General features: G+C 46.9%; 14 protein-coding genes. 9 read left to right on the top strand and 5 right to left on the bottom strand.

Features of this window, described 5'->3' with window-relative positions; all coding sequences use genetic code 11:
- The first annotated feature begins 274 nt into the window (after nucleotides 1-274).
- From ABWH99_RS17050 to ABWH99_RS17040, 3 genes are all read left to right on the top strand, one after another.
- Nucleotides 275-895 (top strand): RNA polymerase sigma factor, encoded by a 621-nt coding sequence (locus tag ABWH99_RS17050; protein WP_375583032.1) that lies wholly within the window; start codon nucleotides 275-277, stop codon nucleotides 893-895.
- Nucleotides 876-1,664 (top strand): anti-sigma factor family protein, encoded by a 789-nt coding sequence (locus ABWH99_RS17045; RefSeq protein ID WP_375583031.1) that lies wholly within the window; start codon nucleotides 876-878, stop codon nucleotides 1,662-1,664. Before ABWH99_RS17050 ends, ABWH99_RS17045 begins: the two co-directional genes overlap by 20 nt.
- A 115-nt stretch (nucleotides 1,665-1,779) precedes the next feature.
- Nucleotides 1,780-2,568, top strand: coding sequence for a hypothetical protein (locus tag ABWH99_RS17040; protein ID WP_375583030.1), 789 nt, complete (start codon nucleotides 1,780-1,782; stop codon nucleotides 2,566-2,568).
- Here ABWH99_RS17040 and ABWH99_RS17035 read toward each other — a convergent pair.
- Both ABWH99_RS17035 and ABWH99_RS17030 read right to left on the bottom strand, forming a co-directional pair.
- Nucleotides 2,508-5,396, bottom strand: coding sequence for a CHAT domain-containing protein (locus tag ABWH99_RS17035; protein WP_375583029.1), 2,889 nt, complete (start codon nucleotides 5,394-5,396; stop codon nucleotides 2,508-2,510). The two genes, ABWH99_RS17040 and ABWH99_RS17035, sit on opposite strands and share 61 nt — an antisense overlap.
- A gap of 19 nt (nucleotides 5,397-5,415) precedes the next feature.
- Nucleotides 5,416-6,423, bottom strand: coding sequence for a hypothetical protein (locus ABWH99_RS17030; protein ID WP_375583028.1), 1,008 nt, complete (start codon nucleotides 6,421-6,423; stop codon nucleotides 5,416-5,418).
- 163 nt (nucleotides 6,424-6,586) lie between these two features.
- Between ABWH99_RS17030 and ABWH99_RS17025 the strand changes: the two genes are divergently transcribed.
- Nucleotides 6,587-7,504, top strand: a complete 918-nt coding sequence (locus ABWH99_RS17025) for a mechanosensitive ion channel family protein (protein ID WP_375583027.1) — start codon at nucleotides 6,587-6,589, stop codon at nucleotides 7,502-7,504.
- A 168-nt stretch (nucleotides 7,505-7,672) separates the two neighbouring features.
- Here the strand turns inward: ABWH99_RS17025 and ABWH99_RS17020 are convergent, their stop codons facing one another.
- Nucleotides 7,673-7,870 (bottom strand): CsbD family protein, encoded by a 198-nt coding sequence (locus ABWH99_RS17020; RefSeq protein ID WP_375583026.1) that lies wholly within the window; start codon nucleotides 7,868-7,870, stop codon nucleotides 7,673-7,675.
- A gap of 79 nt (nucleotides 7,871-7,949) precedes the next feature.
- Here ABWH99_RS17020 and ABWH99_RS17015 point away from each other — a divergent pair, with 79 nt between their 5' ends.
- Both ABWH99_RS17015 and ABWH99_RS17010 read left to right on the top strand, forming a co-directional pair.
- Nucleotides 7,950-9,020 carry an AI-2E family transporter gene (locus tag ABWH99_RS17015; protein WP_375583025.1) on the top strand — a complete coding sequence of 357 codons (1,071 nt, stop codon included), beginning with the start codon at nucleotides 7,950-7,952 and terminating at the stop codon, nucleotides 9,018-9,020.
- 5 nt (nucleotides 9,021-9,025) lie between these two features.
- Nucleotides 9,026-9,952: a tetratricopeptide repeat protein gene (locus ABWH99_RS17010; protein ID WP_375583024.1), complete on the top strand. Its 927-nt coding sequence runs from the start codon at nucleotides 9,026-9,028 to the stop codon at nucleotides 9,950-9,952.
- A gap of 185 nt (nucleotides 9,953-10,137) precedes the next feature.
- Here the strand turns inward: ABWH99_RS17010 and ABWH99_RS17005 are convergent, their stop codons facing one another.
- Both ABWH99_RS17005 and ABWH99_RS17000 read right to left on the bottom strand, forming a co-directional pair.
- Nucleotides 10,138-12,402, bottom strand: coding sequence for an aconitate hydratase (locus tag ABWH99_RS17005; protein ID WP_375583023.1), 2,265 nt, complete (start codon nucleotides 12,400-12,402; stop codon nucleotides 10,138-10,140).
- A gap of 159 nt (nucleotides 12,403-12,561) precedes the next feature.
- Nucleotides 12,562-13,584, bottom strand: coding sequence for an acyl-CoA reductase (locus tag ABWH99_RS17000; protein ID WP_375583022.1), 1,023 nt, complete (start codon nucleotides 13,582-13,584; stop codon nucleotides 12,562-12,564).
- 202 nt (nucleotides 13,585-13,786) lie between these two features.
- Between ABWH99_RS17000 and ABWH99_RS16995 the strand changes: the two genes are divergently transcribed.
- From ABWH99_RS16995 to ABWH99_RS16985, 3 genes are all read left to right on the top strand, one after another.
- Nucleotides 13,787-14,134: a 4Fe-4S binding protein gene (locus tag ABWH99_RS16995; RefSeq protein WP_375583021.1), complete on the top strand. Its 348-nt coding sequence runs from the start codon at nucleotides 13,787-13,789 to the stop codon at nucleotides 14,132-14,134.
- A gap of 174 nt (nucleotides 14,135-14,308) precedes the next feature.
- Complete coding sequence (locus tag ABWH99_RS16990) at nucleotides 14,309-14,659, top strand: DUF3276 family protein (protein ID WP_375583020.1); 351 nt, start codon at nucleotides 14,309-14,311, stop codon at nucleotides 14,657-14,659.
- A gap of 131 nt (nucleotides 14,660-14,790) precedes the next feature.
- On the top strand, nucleotides 14,791-15,882 hold the full coding sequence (locus tag ABWH99_RS16985) for an AI-2E family transporter (RefSeq protein ID WP_375583019.1): 1,092 nt from the start codon (nucleotides 14,791-14,793) through the stop codon (nucleotides 15,880-15,882).
- Nucleotides 15,883-15,885 lie beyond the last annotated feature (3 nt).

The raw sequence follows: 15,885 nt of genomic DNA, 5'->3' as shown, positions 1-15,885 counted from the left end.
AATTTAGGAAAATTAATTCAAAGTCCCTTTTTCTAGCGTTTTAACAGGTTCGTTCTTCGTGTCCGGCACCACTTCCTCAATTTGAGGGCAAGTGGAAGCACTTTTCTGACCCTTTAGGGTACCGATTCCGCTGCTAGCTACCAGAGGGCAGAGGTCCCCAGATTTTCCAGGGGGAGTTTTGTTAGGTTGACATACACTGCCGGGTATGCTTGCATTTTTTTTCCCAATTTTGGTTACAATGGTTACATTTGGTACCACTAAGAAACGGATACTTATGAAAAAAGGTACGGTTTGGACTGATCGGGAAATACTGGAGGCACTTTCCGGATCCCAGCAGGTAAACGAAGCGATTTTGCAGCTGTACAATGGATATTACACGGTCCTGGAGAATTACATTGTTCAGAATAGCGGTTCCGAGGCAGATGCAGCAGATACCATACAGGAAACCATGTTGGTGTTTTTACAGATGGTGCAAACCGGAAAATTCCGGGGCGACTCCAGTATCAATACCGTGCTTTATGGAATCAATCGAAATATTTGGTTGACCACGCTCAGAAAAACCAAGAGCAGGGCCAATCGGCATCAAATCTATAGCAGTGAACAGGAGAAGCAGGCAAAAGATATCAGCGAAATAATGGAAGAAATGGAAGGGCAGCAGTTGGTGATGTCTTTATTCGAACAATTGGGCAAGAAATGTCAGCGCCTTCTTCACTTGTTTTATTACGAAAACCTATCCATGAAAGCAATCGGAGAAGAAGAGGGATATTCGAATGAGCAAGTGGTCAGAAATACCAAATACAAGTGCATGAAGCAATTAATCGACCGCATTGAAGGCAATCCCAGCCTTTACCAAATGGTTAAAAACGTACTGGAATATGGAAAAGAAATACGATGATTCTTACTTGCTGGAATACCTGGACGGTGCCCTGGATTCCGAAGAAAGGCAAAAATTAGAGCAGGAGCTGAAGGCGAATCCCTCGCTTCGGGAGCGGGTCAGCCTGCTGCAGTTTGCCGTGCGTTCCATTAAATCCAAGGGCTACGAGACTGCTGTAAAGGAGATTCAGCACGATTTTTTGAAACAGCGCATCGAAAACAAGAAGTTTACCTCCGTTTCGACGCCCAAGCTGGAAAATAAGGTGCGCCCGCTTCAATTTTGGGCCGGAATCGCAGCCTCCGTAGCACTTTTGGGAACCCTTGCCTACGGAGTGTTTCTTGCGCAGAAGGACGGCAACCAACTGTATGAAGCAAACTACCTTTCCTACGAAATTACCGTTGACAGGGGCGTTGCAGCCAGGGAAAATCAGCTGGAATCCCTTTATTTGAAAGGAGATTTTAAGAACATGTTTCAGGCAATTGAGGGAGAACCGCTGGGCGCATTTAATTCGAAGGAGCTTTTGCTTTTGGGCGCAGCTGCACTGGAATTAGACCAGCCATCGGAGGCATTGCACTATCTTCAAGCCTTGGATACCACCAATGCCCGCAACGAAACCGACAATTTTCAGGACGAGGCCGACTTCTACATCGCGCTTGCTTACTTGAAACAGGAGGCGTATGCCGACGCTCTGCGAAGGATTGAAAAAATAAGCGAGGACGACCGGCACAAATACCGATCCAGCTTTTCCTGGGCGGAGATACTGAGCATTCGACTGAAGACGTTGCGCTAGTCTGTTTTTGGAAGGACCAGGTCCGCAGCTGAAACTTTTTCATTTTTTTTCTTCGAAGAAGGTTACATCCTGCTGCCTTGCTGCAACCAAAGGGAAACTAAACAATCGTAAAAACATGATACGGAAACAAAAAAAATGGATGATATCAGTGGCCTTCTTGCTTTCCTTAGGCTTCACGAGTTGTACTACCGAAGAGGATATGGTACCAGGAACCGGAGACGGAACCATCGGGATGCTTTTTAAACTTCAAGGCAGCTCGACTACGGCGACCAATGCAAGAACAACCGCCACCGGACTTCAGTTTACCGATGGCTTTATTCAGATCAAAGAGCTGGAATTGGAACTTAAAGGTGATTTCAATGCAGAGGGGCTGCCCGCTGCCGGTTCTTTTGATGACGACGATGACGATGATGACGAATCGGAAGAGGAATGGGAATACGAAATCGAATTCAATGAAATCAAGAAAGTCACCTTTGATCAATTCGATAGCGACGCGGATTTATTTGTGCAAATCCCTGAAGGGGTCTATGAGGAAATTGAAATGGAGATCGATTTAATCGATTACCGAAACGAACCTTCGGTGTTAATAAACGGTACCTATACCCATGGAGACAGTGAAGTGGTGTCTGTCAGGTACGAATATTACGGAGATGAAATTGATTTTGAAGTAGAAATTGAGTCGGAAAACGGGACATTTAGGGTCGATAGAATTAACAATCCCTTAATTCTCTTCGAACTGGTTCCGTCCCGTTGGTTTGCTACCGTTACGGAGTCAGAGCTGGAAAATGCGGAAGTGGATGAAACGGGTTTGCTGCTGATCAGCAAAACCAGTAATCCGTCCATTTACAGAAAAATAACGAATAAGATACTGGCAGATGCCGAAATAGAAATCGAAATCGATTGATTTACGATGTATTGGATTGCTCGGTTAAAAAGTTCGGATTTTTCCGGACTTTTTTTTCGAAGCCACCAGCCAACGGCGAGTATCAGGGGTACTACCGAAAGGTACCAAAAGTAAACCCAGATGGGAGAAGAACTTTGTTCGGTCCGGTTGCCGATAAAGACCAAATGAGCCCAGTAGTAGGGATGATGGAATTGCGCCATGGCCGGATCGTTTCGTAGCGCATTCTTGGCCCGCTGCAAGGCAACAGGGAAGCTGTATCCGCGGTCGATCCACCGGTAAAACTCCCGACTGATGTAAGCGGTTGTTTTATCGTTGGCTTTCCAAATACTGCCAACCACATTTGAACAGCCTGCGTAGGAGAAGGCGCGTGACAGACCAATCAATCCTTCGCTTGCAATAAGGGTTCCGGTATGGGTTTGGCAGGCGCTTAAAAACACCAGGGAGGTGTTTTGAAGGTTTAAGTGATACAACTCTTCGGCATAGAGCAGGTGATCGGTTTCGCTCGGCGAAAAAACGATAAAAGGATCAGCGCCCGGTTTGGACGAGGAAAAAGCATGGGTGGCAAGATGAATCAGGGAAGCGCTTTCAGAATTCGCTATAAATTCTGTTTTGGTAGCGGATGCACCGGAGAATACCACCCCTTCCTTCAACGCATCCATTTCCCTGCCGGAATGGGGGAGCGGATCGTAGCCAGTTGCTTCGGGTGAGGAATCCTTTTTGGTAAAGGGGGCAAAGCCCAATACCTGGCGTTTCATGGGTTTTCCTGATTCCGATAGAAGGAATTTTCCGGAATAAAGATAGGAAAGGGCATGATTTTCTACCAGGGATCGTTCCCCCGGATCCTGCATCACCTCAAAGGGAACATGTACCAGAAACTGGTCGGGCAATATGACCCAATCGGTATATTCGTTGATTTCCCGGTAAGCGGCTGCGATCAGCCGGTGAAATGCCTCGCCCGCAGCAAACTCCAGGTCTTTTCGGCTATTCCCTTTGGATTCGAGTAGGGAGGATTGCAAGGCACGCACGGTAGACCGGATACCAGCTACTTCGCCAATTTCAAACAGTTTCAAGCCGTTTGGTGTAAGGGTGAAGCAAAAAACTTCCTCTTTGGAAACAAAGTACGAGACGACTGCCTGACCTACGGTTTTCACCCGGGACTGGAGTGCCGAAAAGTCGATGCGCTCCGCAGCCACTTTTTCGTTGAAATAAGAAGAAAAATCCTTGTACCTTGCATAGAGCCGGCTTAATTCCAGTTTACTTTCCTGAACGGCAGCCTCCAATGCCTCGATATTTTCGATCGCATAATTTTCAACCAATTGCCGATTGGCCCGGGTCAGCTGAAACCTCAGTGCCTTTTCCTGTTGCAGAAGGTCGGCCGGTATACCCGCTTTTTCTTTTAGCCTGGCTTCGTTTCGTGCCAATTCCAATGCAGAGGCTTTGCTTTCTTCTGCCCAAATGAATCCCCGAATTAAATCATCCGGATCGTTTGTTTCTTGGTAACGGTGCACGGCAGCGGACACAGCCGACTCGTAGCCCTTGCGGACAGCCTCACCCAGGAAAAGGCGGGCGTCTTCGTTGTCGTATAGATTATGCATGTAAAAAATAAGGTCGAAGGCGGCTTGGTAGGTTTGAAAGGACAACTGATGCAAGGAATCCTCAGCCAAAACCAGTGCCAGTGAACGGACAGTTTCCGCCTTTAGTAAAAGGGTTTCAAAAAGATCGGTCATTCCCCAGTTTACATTTCCGGGTTTGGGGTTTCGATAAATGTCCGTTTCATGGAAACCTTCATCAAAATTCACCAGGGCAAGGTGGAAGGAACGCAGGGCCTGCTCGTATTCTTCCTTTTGAAACCATGCCCTGCCCAATAGCTGCCATGACTTTCCATTTCGGTAATTTTGGATCGTCTGTTCGCCCGATTCCTCGCGCTGCCCTTTTCCAACGACCTTGCTGAGCAGTTCGATCACTTTATCTGTCTGGTTGGTCAACAGATAAATCTCGGCGCGGATATTTTGGTCAAACTGGCTGGGGTTTTCTTGTTGTTCGATCTGTTGCAGGTAGTACAGGGCCGTATCCGGATCATTTTTTTCTACGTACAAAGAAGCTAACTTTCTCATGATTTCATCCCGATCGATGGCTAATTCCAATGCCTCCATGTACAAGTCGGCCGCTTTGGCAAACTCCTGTAAGTTCGTCCATGCGGCTGCTTCGTTGTTCAGTAAACTAAACAGAAAGTAGTCTACGGGAGGGGAATTTGCGGATGTTTGGCCTTCCAATAAGACCGACTTCGCATTCGCAAAGTAATTGATTGCCTGGTAGTAGTTTCCCGATTCGTAGTAAATAACCCCGAGGGAATTGTACAGCCTTCCTGTTTCGCTTTTATCGGTTTTTGTTTTTAGGGCGGCTTCTGCCCGGTTGAGGTAAAATACACTGCTATCCGCTTGATTCAGTAGAAAGAAATTTTCTCCCAGAAACAAATACGAATGGAAGAGCAAGGAATCTACCAGGCCACCTTTTTCGGCGGCCTTCACCCCTTTTTTAAGGATTTGAATGCTTTGGTCAGGCCGGTTCTGGATAAGAAAGAGCGTGCCCAATTTTTCATGGGCGTCTAGCAGTACCGTATCAGGGACAATCTCGGCTGCCTGTGCTCCGATGATTTCTTGAAATAATTGCCTGGCGATGCTGTCGGACTGTTGGTCTGGTACCTCCTCGTAAAACAGGGCAAGCGCTTCTTTGTATTTTTCCTGCCAGGTGTTACTTCGGCCTGTTACCATCTCAGGCGGAAAGATGAAGAATAATAAAAAAACGAGCAGACCGAGGGTTGTATTCATGGGACCAACAATCAGACACCTACCGCGCAAAGCGCGAAACCACGACCAGGTAGGGGGGTCGGGGTCTTCGCCTTTCCGGCGAAAATCGTCGCGTTGTTCTAGGTGTGTTGAAATTGAAGCGCATGCTCGATGCAGTGGGCTTCTCCGATACGATTTGACCTTGTTTCGCCTGGATTTCATTGATGAGATCCTGTGGCACATCCTCCATGGTTTCAAAATAAAAGAACTTTATTCCCAAGGAGTTTAACGCGCGCATACTACCGTCGTTGAGCCGGTAATACAAGACCACGTCTTTTTCGGTGCCGTTTAGCGGTTGGGGGCCGAAGAAGTTTTTATCGAGGCTTTGCCGCAGGTCGATTACGCCTGTCTGGTTCCCAATGACCAGTCCCTGATCCGCCAGGCGTGTTCCGCCGGGACCGACTTCGTCAAATTCGCAATCGTCATCATCGCTGCTATCGTCGTCATCACTGTCATCATCGCTATCATCGTCGTCGCTGTCGTCATCATCATCTCCGCTACCGTCATCACTATCGTCCTCATCACTGTCGTCGTCCTCGCAGACCGGTAGTGCTGCAGGGGTTCCGTTGAAAACAGGTTCGACGGTCGCCCCCTCCCGATCCACTACGTAGATGCCATCCAGGTAATTGATACCGGCAATTGTGACAAAAAACGTGCAGGAGGTTTCCCCCTGCCTAAAACTAACCTGGTATTTCAATCCGGTTTCGCTGGCATTGATATCAATGGTGCCGGTTTGTGGGTCAATGGCCAATCCCTCGGGAAAAACGGAGTACGTTCCCGAACCTTCGACCCCAATCGGATCAACGAAATTGTCTGGCGTCTCGCTGATAAAGAAAAGCGTGTCCGGATAAGCAAATCCTGTACAATCTTCCACAGTGGGGCCGTTTCGAAGATCGTCCTCGACCTGTTCGGTCGTGCAGGAAAACCAGGTAAAACTGAGGAAGAGAAGAAGAAGAGAACAGACGAAATAGCTATGAGAAACCATGGGCAGTTTTCTTGTATGTCGCATCAAAGTCGAATCATGTAACCAGAAATTTCTTAAAAAAGATCATTTTGGTGTAGTAATTGTAGCATTTTTTTTGATTTCATCAAATTAAATGAAGGGCAGAATGCTTTCTCCTGTTTTTCTTTACTTTTTGAACCATTAGCAACACCTATAACCGATCCATGCAATGAGCACACCTAAATTGTTTGAAACAGTCGCGAATAAGCTGGAAGATTGGCTCACGGCTTTCGTCGCTTATTTACCCAATCTTGTACTGGCAGTTTTTATTTTTGTCGTTTTTCTTTTTGTTGCTCGTTTTATAGAGCGGTTTTCCAAGAAGCAGCTTATCCACATTCATTTGGACGAGACGATCAGCCGGTTCCTGAGTCGCCTGATTTTTCTGGGAATCCTCACCGGAGGATTGATGCTGTCGTTGTCCATTCTTAACCTCACCGGTACTGTTACTTCCATTCTTGCCGGCCTCGGAATCATTGGATTGGCACTGGGTTTTGCATTTCAGGATACGGCAGCAAATTTTATGTCGGGCATTTACATAACATTTCAGCAACCCTACGCGATCGGAGATGTGATCGAAACCCACGACGGGATCATGGGCAATGTGGTGGATGTGAATCTCAGGGTAACCAAGGTAAAAACGTTTGATGGTCCCATGGTGTATGTGCCCAACCGGTTTCTTTTTCAGGAAAATTTCACCAATTACACGGAAGAAGGTAGACGTAGGATACGTATAGACTGTGGGGTAAGTTATGGTGAAAATTTGGAATTGGTTGAAAAAGTAGCCCTTGAGGCCGTTAGCGAGGTTCCGGGAAAAATCAGAGGGGAGGATGTTTCGTTGTTTTGGAAAGGATTTGGCGACAGTTCCATCGACTTTTCGGTGAATATTTGGCTGGAATACAGCCGAGAAAACCGAACGTATATACTTGCGAAAAACCAGGCAATCAAGAACATCAAAAAAGCATTTGATGAACACGGAATCACTATCCCATTCCCCATTCGGACCTTGGATTTTGGCATCAAAGGGGGAGAGAAATTTTCAGAACAGCTAGACAAATCCCAACTTTCTATTCGCAACACGAAAGATTGATGACATTTATTCCAGGCGCGCACCGGCTGAGCCCGGCGATGGCAGCTGCCCCGACTGGAACGTGGGAAAGGAGGCAAAGATGGGTTAGTTTTTGCTGAAAAGGATAAAAAAAAACGGGCACCAATCTTTGGTGAACCCGTTTTTTACGTTTCTCAAGAAATAGGAGCCTTATTTGTTCTCCTCCTCAAAGATCATTTCCTTCAGCTCTTCTTTCGCAGCCCCTGTCTTTTGCTGGAGCTTTCCGATCAGCTGGTCTTCCTGGCCTTCGGAATACCTGAGGTCATCTTCAGTAAGCTCCCCGTATTTGGCTTTTATCTTTCCTTTTAATTCGTTCCAATTTCCCTTAAGTTTCAGTTGATTTGACATGTTACTATTGGTTTTAATGAAAAATTATATACTAATTTGTATACGATTAGTACAATAACTGTTCCAAACATCTTCCTGCATGACAAAACTAAGATTACCCGGCCATTTAAAGGCGCTGACCATCCTGTTATTGTTGATTGTGATTATCTACATCCTGATCATCGGGAGAAGCTTGCTGATACCCATCATGCTTGGCGGCTACATCGCCATGCTCTTGATTCCTGCCTGCAATTGGATGGAGGGCAAACGGTTTCCCCGTCCGGTAGCTGCGGTGGTTGCATTGTTGACTTCTCTTGCGTCGATTATCGGGCTGATCGTCTTAGTCATTCTTCAGGTTAGAAGTTTTTCCCGGGATTTTGAGGATGTGTCGGGACGATTGAATCAGTACCTTGCCGATTTGGACCAGATGGCCACGGACATTTTTGGAGCCAATCTGGGTATCGAAAACGGCTTGGATAAGACCCAGCTGTTCGACCTACTGGAATCGAACAGTGAGACCGTTTCCAATTTCCTACTGTCCACCATAGGGTCTCTTTCAGGCGTTGTCCTTTTGCCGGTTTTTATATTTTTTATGCTCCTATACCGGGATCATTTGGCGAATTTTATAGCCAAATTTTTCGTTTCCCAGGAAGAGGAGCAAGTCAAATCAAAAATACGCGACCTGCGAAAGGTCGTTCAGTACTACATCATCGGTATGGTCAAGGTGATGGGGATTTTGGCTGTTCTAAACACGGTTGCGCTGTACAGCATCGGAGTGGAACACGCGCTGTTTTTTGGGTTATTTGCTGCCTTGCTCAACATTATCCCTTACCTGGGACCCTTCCTTGGAGCCATACTTCCCTTTGTCTTTGCCTTTTTGACAATGGATGGGTTGATTTATCCCATGATGGTGCTCATCGCATTTACCGTGATTCAATTGATCGAAAGTAATTTTCTCACCCCAAAAATTGTCGGGGGAAACGTAAATTTGAATGCCTTGGTGACATTCTTAGGCCTGTTGATCGGGGGGGCCATATGGGGTGTCATTGGAATGATTTTGATCATTCCGACACTTGCGATACTCAAGCGAATTTTTGAATTGAAAAACAGCACCAAACCGTTTGCGTATTTGTTTGGAGAGGAAGAGATCAAACCGATGTTAAAAAAGTGAAGAATATGAACATAAAATGGCCGGTTGTTCTGCTGCTACTGGGAATGATTGCCTTCTCCTGTGCCTCGGATGAGGATAAAAAGGGCAGGTTTTTGTTGAAGGGAAACAACGAATTAGCAGAAGGAAATACCAAGGGCGCGATCGGCTATTACGACGAGGCACTGGCCATCGATCCTGCATTCAAGGAGGCCTATTACAATCGGGGACTTGCCAGACACCGGCAATTGCGCTACCCGGAAGCCATTGCTGATTTTGATAAGGCGATCGAGCTGGATGAAACCTACCGCGATGCCCGGCTTCAACGCATCATGGCTTATCTGGATTTTGGAGAGTACTACAAGGCCTTGGAAAACAGCAACGCGTTGGTGGCAAGTGACGAAGCAGACGAGCAAGCCCATTTCGTTCGCGGCCTCACGCTCTCGGCCCTGAAAGAGTATCCGGAGGCGAAACAAGCCTTCTTGCAAGCGCTCGCCCTGAATCCCGAAAACGTAGAGCTACATATCAACCTGGCTACGGTACATTACCACCTCGACGACTGGGAGACTGCTCTGCAAGATTTAACTCGCGCCAGGAAACTGGATTCCCGGCACAGCATGATCTATAACCTTCAGTCGCTGATACAATTTGAGTTGGGTGACTATCAAAAGGCCCTGGATAGTGTAGAGGAAGCCATCGACCTGGAGAAAGATCAGCCGTTTTATTATAATAACCGGGGCTTATACCGGCTGTACCTGGGCGAACTGGAGGAAGGCCTGAAAGACATCAACTTCAGCCTGAAGCAGGATAACCGCAACCTGTATGCGTTGCGCAACAAAGGAATCTACTATTTCAAAAAGGGGGAAATGGAAATGGCGGAACGTTTTCTTCGTGAAGTGTACGAGAAAGACCCCTCCATGGCGTTGGTGGAGGAATACTTACAGTCGGCAAGATAGCGGTTGGAAAGCCGTTGCAGATTGACTCAGGTCCAGTGTCCTGGCGCAAAAAAAAAGCAGGACAGGCCCCTTCAAACCTTGCTCCTTAAAAATGATGCCGCACCTTTAAAATACGTGGTTTTCAACGAAAAAAGGCCATGAAGCGTATTCATGGCCTTTGGTCCTCGATGAAAGCTTATCAGGAATCAGATCGCATTTTCCTTGACCAGGTTTAGTGCAGATCCTGCCTGGAACCACTTGATTTGGCCCTCGTTATACGTATGGTTTACCTTGATTTCATCCGTACTTCCGTCGCTGTGGTGCAGCACCACAGTCAAGGGTTTACCGGGAGAAAAGGTATCAAGGCCTACAATATCGATGGTATCGTCCTCCTGTACCAACGCGTAGTCGGCCGGGTTGTCAAAGGTCAGCGCAAGCATGCCCTGTTTTTTGAGATTGGTCTCATGGATACGGGCGAAGGATTTGACCAAAATGGCTCGTACACCCAAAAATCGTGGTTCCATGGCCGCATGTTCCCGGGAGGAACCCTCTCCGTAGTTTTCATCTCCTACGACTACCGAACCGATGTTATGCAGCTTGTACTGGCGTTGAACCGCCGGTACTTCTCCGTAGGTCCCGTCAAGTTGATTTTTCACTTTATTGGTTTCCTCGGAAAAGAAATTAACGGCACCGATTAGCAGGTTATTGGAGATATTGTCCAGGTGGCCGCGGAACCGCAGCCAGGGGCCTGCCATGGAAATATGATCGGTCGTACATTTCCCCTTTGCCTTTATCAGCAGTTTTAAGCCTTTCAAATCGGTGCCTTCCCAGGGAAGGAAAGGTTCAAGCAGCTGAAGCCGATCGGAGTCCGGGGCTACTTTGACTTCCACGGAAGCCCCATCTGCCGCAGGAGCCTGGTATCCGGCATCTTCCACCGCAAAGCCTTTGGTTGGCAATTCCAGTCCGGCGGGCTCTTCCAGGCGTACCTGCATCCCTTCTTCGTTGGTAAGTGTGTCCGTTTGCGGGTTAAACGTCAGATCACCTGCGATGGCCATTGCAGTCACAATTTCCGGTGAAGCGACAAACGAGTGCGTGTTTGGATTGCCATCTGCTCGTTTGGCAAAGTTACGGTTGAACGAGGTGATGATCGAATTTTTTTCCTGCTTTTCGGCTCCGTGTCTGGCCCATTGGCCGATACACGGACCGCAGGCATTTGCCAGGACCACTCCTCCCATGTTTTCAAATACCCCTAAAAAGCCGTCTCGCTCTACCGTATACCTGACTTGCTCCGATCCGGGAGTGATGGTGTATTCTGATTTTGCCTTGAGTTTTTTATCGACCGCCTGCTGGGCAAGGGATGCGGCCCTGGAAATGTCCTCGTAGGAGGAATTGGTACAAGACCCGATCAATCCCACTTCCAGCTTCTGAGGCCAGTTGTTTTCCCGTACGGCTGCGGCAAACTTGGATAGTGGCCAGGCCAGGTCAGGAGTGAACGGACCGTTGATATGCGGCTCGAGCTCGGACAGGTTGATTTCGATGACTTCATCAAAGTAATCTGAAGGAGAAGCATATACTTCTGGGTCTCCGGTAAGGTGTTCTTTGATTTCATTGGCCAGATCGGCGATAGCGGACCGGTCGGTTCCCCTCAGGTACGCTTCTGACTTTTCATCGTAGCCGAAAATGGAGGTGGTGGCCCCGATTTCCGCGCCCATGTTGCAAATGGTGCCCTTGCCTGTGGCGGAAAGCGAGCGAGCGCCCTCACCAAAATATTCCACAATGCAGCCCGTACCACCTTTTACCGTGAGTATACCGGCCACTTTGAGAATGACGTCCTTCGCAGCCGTCCATCCGGAAAGTTTACCCGTCAATTTTACGCCGATAAGCTTGGGGAATTTGAGCTCCCAGGGGAGGCCCGCCATGACATCACAGGCATCGGCTCCACCTACCCCTATGGCTACCATCCCCAGACCACCGGCATTGGGAGTATGGGAATCGGTTCCTATCATCATTCCTCCCGGGAAGGCATAATTCTCCAACACTACCTGGTGAATAATACCCGCTCCAGGCTTCCAGAAACCAAGCCCGTATTTATTGGAAACGGAGGACAAAAAATCGTATACCTCGCGGTTTTTATCTTTGGCTTTGGCCAGGTCTTTGGTCGCTCCTACTTCTGCCTGGATCAGGTGATCGCAGTGAACCGTTGAAGGAACGGCCACCTGAGACCTGCCCGCCTGCATGAATTGAAGCAACGCCATTTGAGCGGTCGCATCCTGCATCGCTACACGATCCGGTTTAAAGTCTACGTAGGAAACCCCTCGCTCGTACCCCTTGGTCGCCTCGCCTTCCGACAAGTGAGCATAAAGAATTTTTTCAGTTAACGTGAGCGGCTTGCCCACCGCTTTTCTGGCTGCGGCTATACGCTTCGGAAACGCTGCGTAAACCGACTTGATCATGTCTATATCAAAAACCATGGATGATGAAGTTATACGAAAGTTTATATGTGTAGAAAATTCTATGAAGCTGCAAAGATACGAAAATCACCTGTTAATTGGCTAAAATAGCGCTTTAATCTGTTAATTTATACGGGTTTTAAAAAAACCAAACCAGGGCTGCCCGATGATTTGATCGTCTCATCGGAGTTCCAGCAAAAATTGAAAGGTATCCACCCCATCGGCGTAGTCATCCGGATCGGGGGTCTGGGCCGTTCCCAATGGGATGCTGCCCTGCCACCAGCCATTCCTGGATACGATGCACTGTATTTTGTCTTCTACCGCGGCAATTCGGGAGCGTAGTTCGGCTTCATCGGTGTATGTTTCGTAGTAAACAACAGCTATAGGAGAGACCCATGCGTCACTTTCTACCAAAAGTAAATGGCCATTGTCGAAATGGGGCGTACGATTGACCAGGTATTTTGATTTATTATACTCGTAATTGTTGAGGTATTTGTGGTGGTTGATCACTTGATTGGCCGGGTCCATGCCCTGCATAAAAGCTTGGATCTGATCGGGGTCTCGAAAAAATACCTTGGACACGTTTCTGCAGCCAAGCCCGAAATAGCGAAAAATATCTTCGGAAAGCAGGCGCCAGTCTTCCGGGCGTTCCTCACCACTCAGTATGGCGATGGAAGTCCTGTTTTTACGAATGATGTGTGGGTATTTGCCGAAATAATACGAAAAGTAGCGGGCTGAATTATCGCTACCTGTCGCGATGTAGGCATCCATCCCCTTCAATTGCTCGGCAAAGGTAACCGCTTGTGCCAGTTCCGGGGCCACCTCCTCTGCCTGTTGTACCAGCCATGGGATCAATACCTGATCCGAAGAGGCTAGCTTGGCCCAAGCCCTGTGTCCGGAGAGCCAGACACAAAGCAAGTCGTGAAAGCCGACCCCTGGAATGTTTCCCGCAAGGATCAGCCCGATGTTTTTTACAGAAAAGCAACCGCTCGCAGGAAACGTATAGTGCTGCACCCATCTCTTCAGTTTTTCCGGCGATAAATACCGAATCATTCCTTCAAATGCATGCCGGGATTGTTCAGGAGTAAACCAGCTGTTTTGGTGTTGCATCCGATCAAACAAGGCACGCCTGCTCGCTTCGGGAAGGTTTTGGAGGTGGTCATGCAGGTCGAAAAGAGCGGTTAGGCGGCGGCTTGGATCCATGGGAACATTTGTTAAATGGGGCAGGGGATAGGCAGTAGCGGTTAAAAGCCAGACAAAGGTAGCGAACATTGAACAAAGAGAAAAGTGTGTACTTAGTACACTAATTAATGTTGGTGATTTAAAATTACACAAAAGGGAATCTTTTTGCTTGTGAGATTGTATTTTGGGTAGTAGTTTTGCGAACAAACAAAATTGAAGAGAGATGGCAATAATGATAACGGACGAATGCATCAATTGTGGCGCATGCGAGCCAGAATGCCCCAATACCGCCATTTATGAGGGAGGTATTGAGTGGACATGGGGTGGAGGTACCGAGCTTAAAGAGTTGACTCTTGAGGACGGAACGGTCGTCAGTGGCGACGAAAAGCAAACACCGGTTTCCGATGAGTTTTACTACATCGTAACAGAAAAATGTACGGAATGTACCGGGTTTCATGAGGAACCTCAGTGTGCAGCGGTATGTCCGGTAGATTGCTGCGTAGATGATCCGGACCACAGAGAATCTGAAGAAGAGCTACTCGCTAAAAAGCAATTTCTCCATGGAGAATAGCAGAATCGCAAGAAAAAGCTATCTTTTGTAGTCATAAAATTGTCTTTTCCAACCGGTAATTTGAAGATTATCCCGTATTTTGGAAAAAAAAAGAGGGAATAACTTGAATTTGATAAGCGAATTGATTTAACTTGGCATTAAATTAATTTTTAAAAAAAATTAAATGTTTGGATAGTGGAAAATAATAAAGATTACGAAAGAGATGAGATTTTCACCAAAAGGGTAAAGGCTGGTAAGAGGACCTATTTTTTTGATGTGAAATCAACCCGGTCAAATGACTACTACTTGACCATTACCGAGAGCAAGAGGAAAATCAAGGACGATAATTTTTTCTACGAAAAGCATAAAATTTTCTTATACAAGGAGGATTTCGCCAAGTTTGTGGAGGCACTGCAGGATGCTGTGGACCACGTAAAAAATGATTTGATGGCGGATTTTGATTTCTCCCAGTTCGATGTAGAGCCGGAAGCAACAGAAAGTAACAACGAAAACAATAAATTTGGAGAGGACTTGAAGTGGGAATAAAGGACCGATGTGCCTTTATTGCCTGAGTCAATGGCCAAACTCCGGGAACGGTCGAAAAACGAATTTTGGGATCCTTTGCCTTCGATGGGCAAAATCATCCTGAAGTTCGTTTTTTTTGTTATTTTTGATACATGGTCCGAGTAATCCTAACGGCAACCGCTGTTACTGCGCTTGTTTTTTTATTGGGTTGGTATTTTTCTGATATCAGTTTGTATTTTGTTTTTTCTCTGGTTCTGGCGGCTGCCCTTCGCCCATTGACCAACAAAATCAACAACCTGTATGTCATGGGGCAACACGTTCCTCGGGCGCTATCCATTATCTTATCCTTTTCTGCAGTACTTTCGGTGGCTTTCTTTTTGGTATTGTTGTTTATCCCTTTGTTTCGCTCGCAGGTTGCTTTGTTGCAGGACCTGGACATCAATTACTTGTACGACCAGATACAGCGGCCAATAGACAATTTGGAACGCATACTGATCCAGTTGAACCTGATTGATAACCAACCGGGCTACCTCATCGGATTGGTCAAAGAAAACCTGATCAATAGCTTTAATGAGGTAAATATCCAGGGGTTTATCAACCAGGTGATTTCCACCACCAGCAGTTTTTTTATCAGCATTTTGGCTGTGGGATTCATTACCTTTTTTCTTTTGCTGGAAAATGGACTACTTCGGAGGAACCTGCTCAATTTTATTCCCAACAAATATTTCGAACTATCCGTGGCAACCTTTCACAAGGTGGAGCGCCTACTTTCGAACTACTTGCTGGGATTGTTGATTCAGATGTCAGTGATTTTTTCTATCGCCTCTGTAGGCCTTACCCTTGCCAATGTGGAGTATGCGATGACCATTGCTGTTTTCGCTGCCGTCGCAAATTTGATTCCCTACGCCGGGCCTCTGTTGGGAACAATTTTTGGCGTTTTGGTGGGCCTTTCCACCGGTGAGTTTGGCGCTGCCAGCGAGGTTTATTTTTTCTTGTTTAAAGTATTGGCCGTTTTTTCGGTCGTACAGCTAAGTGATAATGTTATTTTGCAACCATTTATTTTCTCTAAATCCGTAAAAGCCCATCCCCTTGAGATTTTTGTTATTATCTTTGCCGGGGCAAAAATTGCCGGGATACTCGGAATGATTTTTGCGATACCTGTATATACCATTTTCAGGGTTTCCATACAGGAGTTTTACAAAGGATACAAAGAGTACAAAATATTTAAAATAGATAAGATTTAACGT

The sequence above is a fragment of the Cyclobacterium xiamenense genome, assembly GCF_042140265.1.
GTDB classification, from domain to species: domain Bacteria; phylum Bacteroidota; class Bacteroidia; order Cytophagales; family Cyclobacteriaceae; genus Cyclobacterium; species Cyclobacterium xiamenense_A.
The sequence above is the reverse complement of the archived record's forward strand: the minus strand, read 5'-3'. Positions and strand labels throughout refer to the sequence as shown.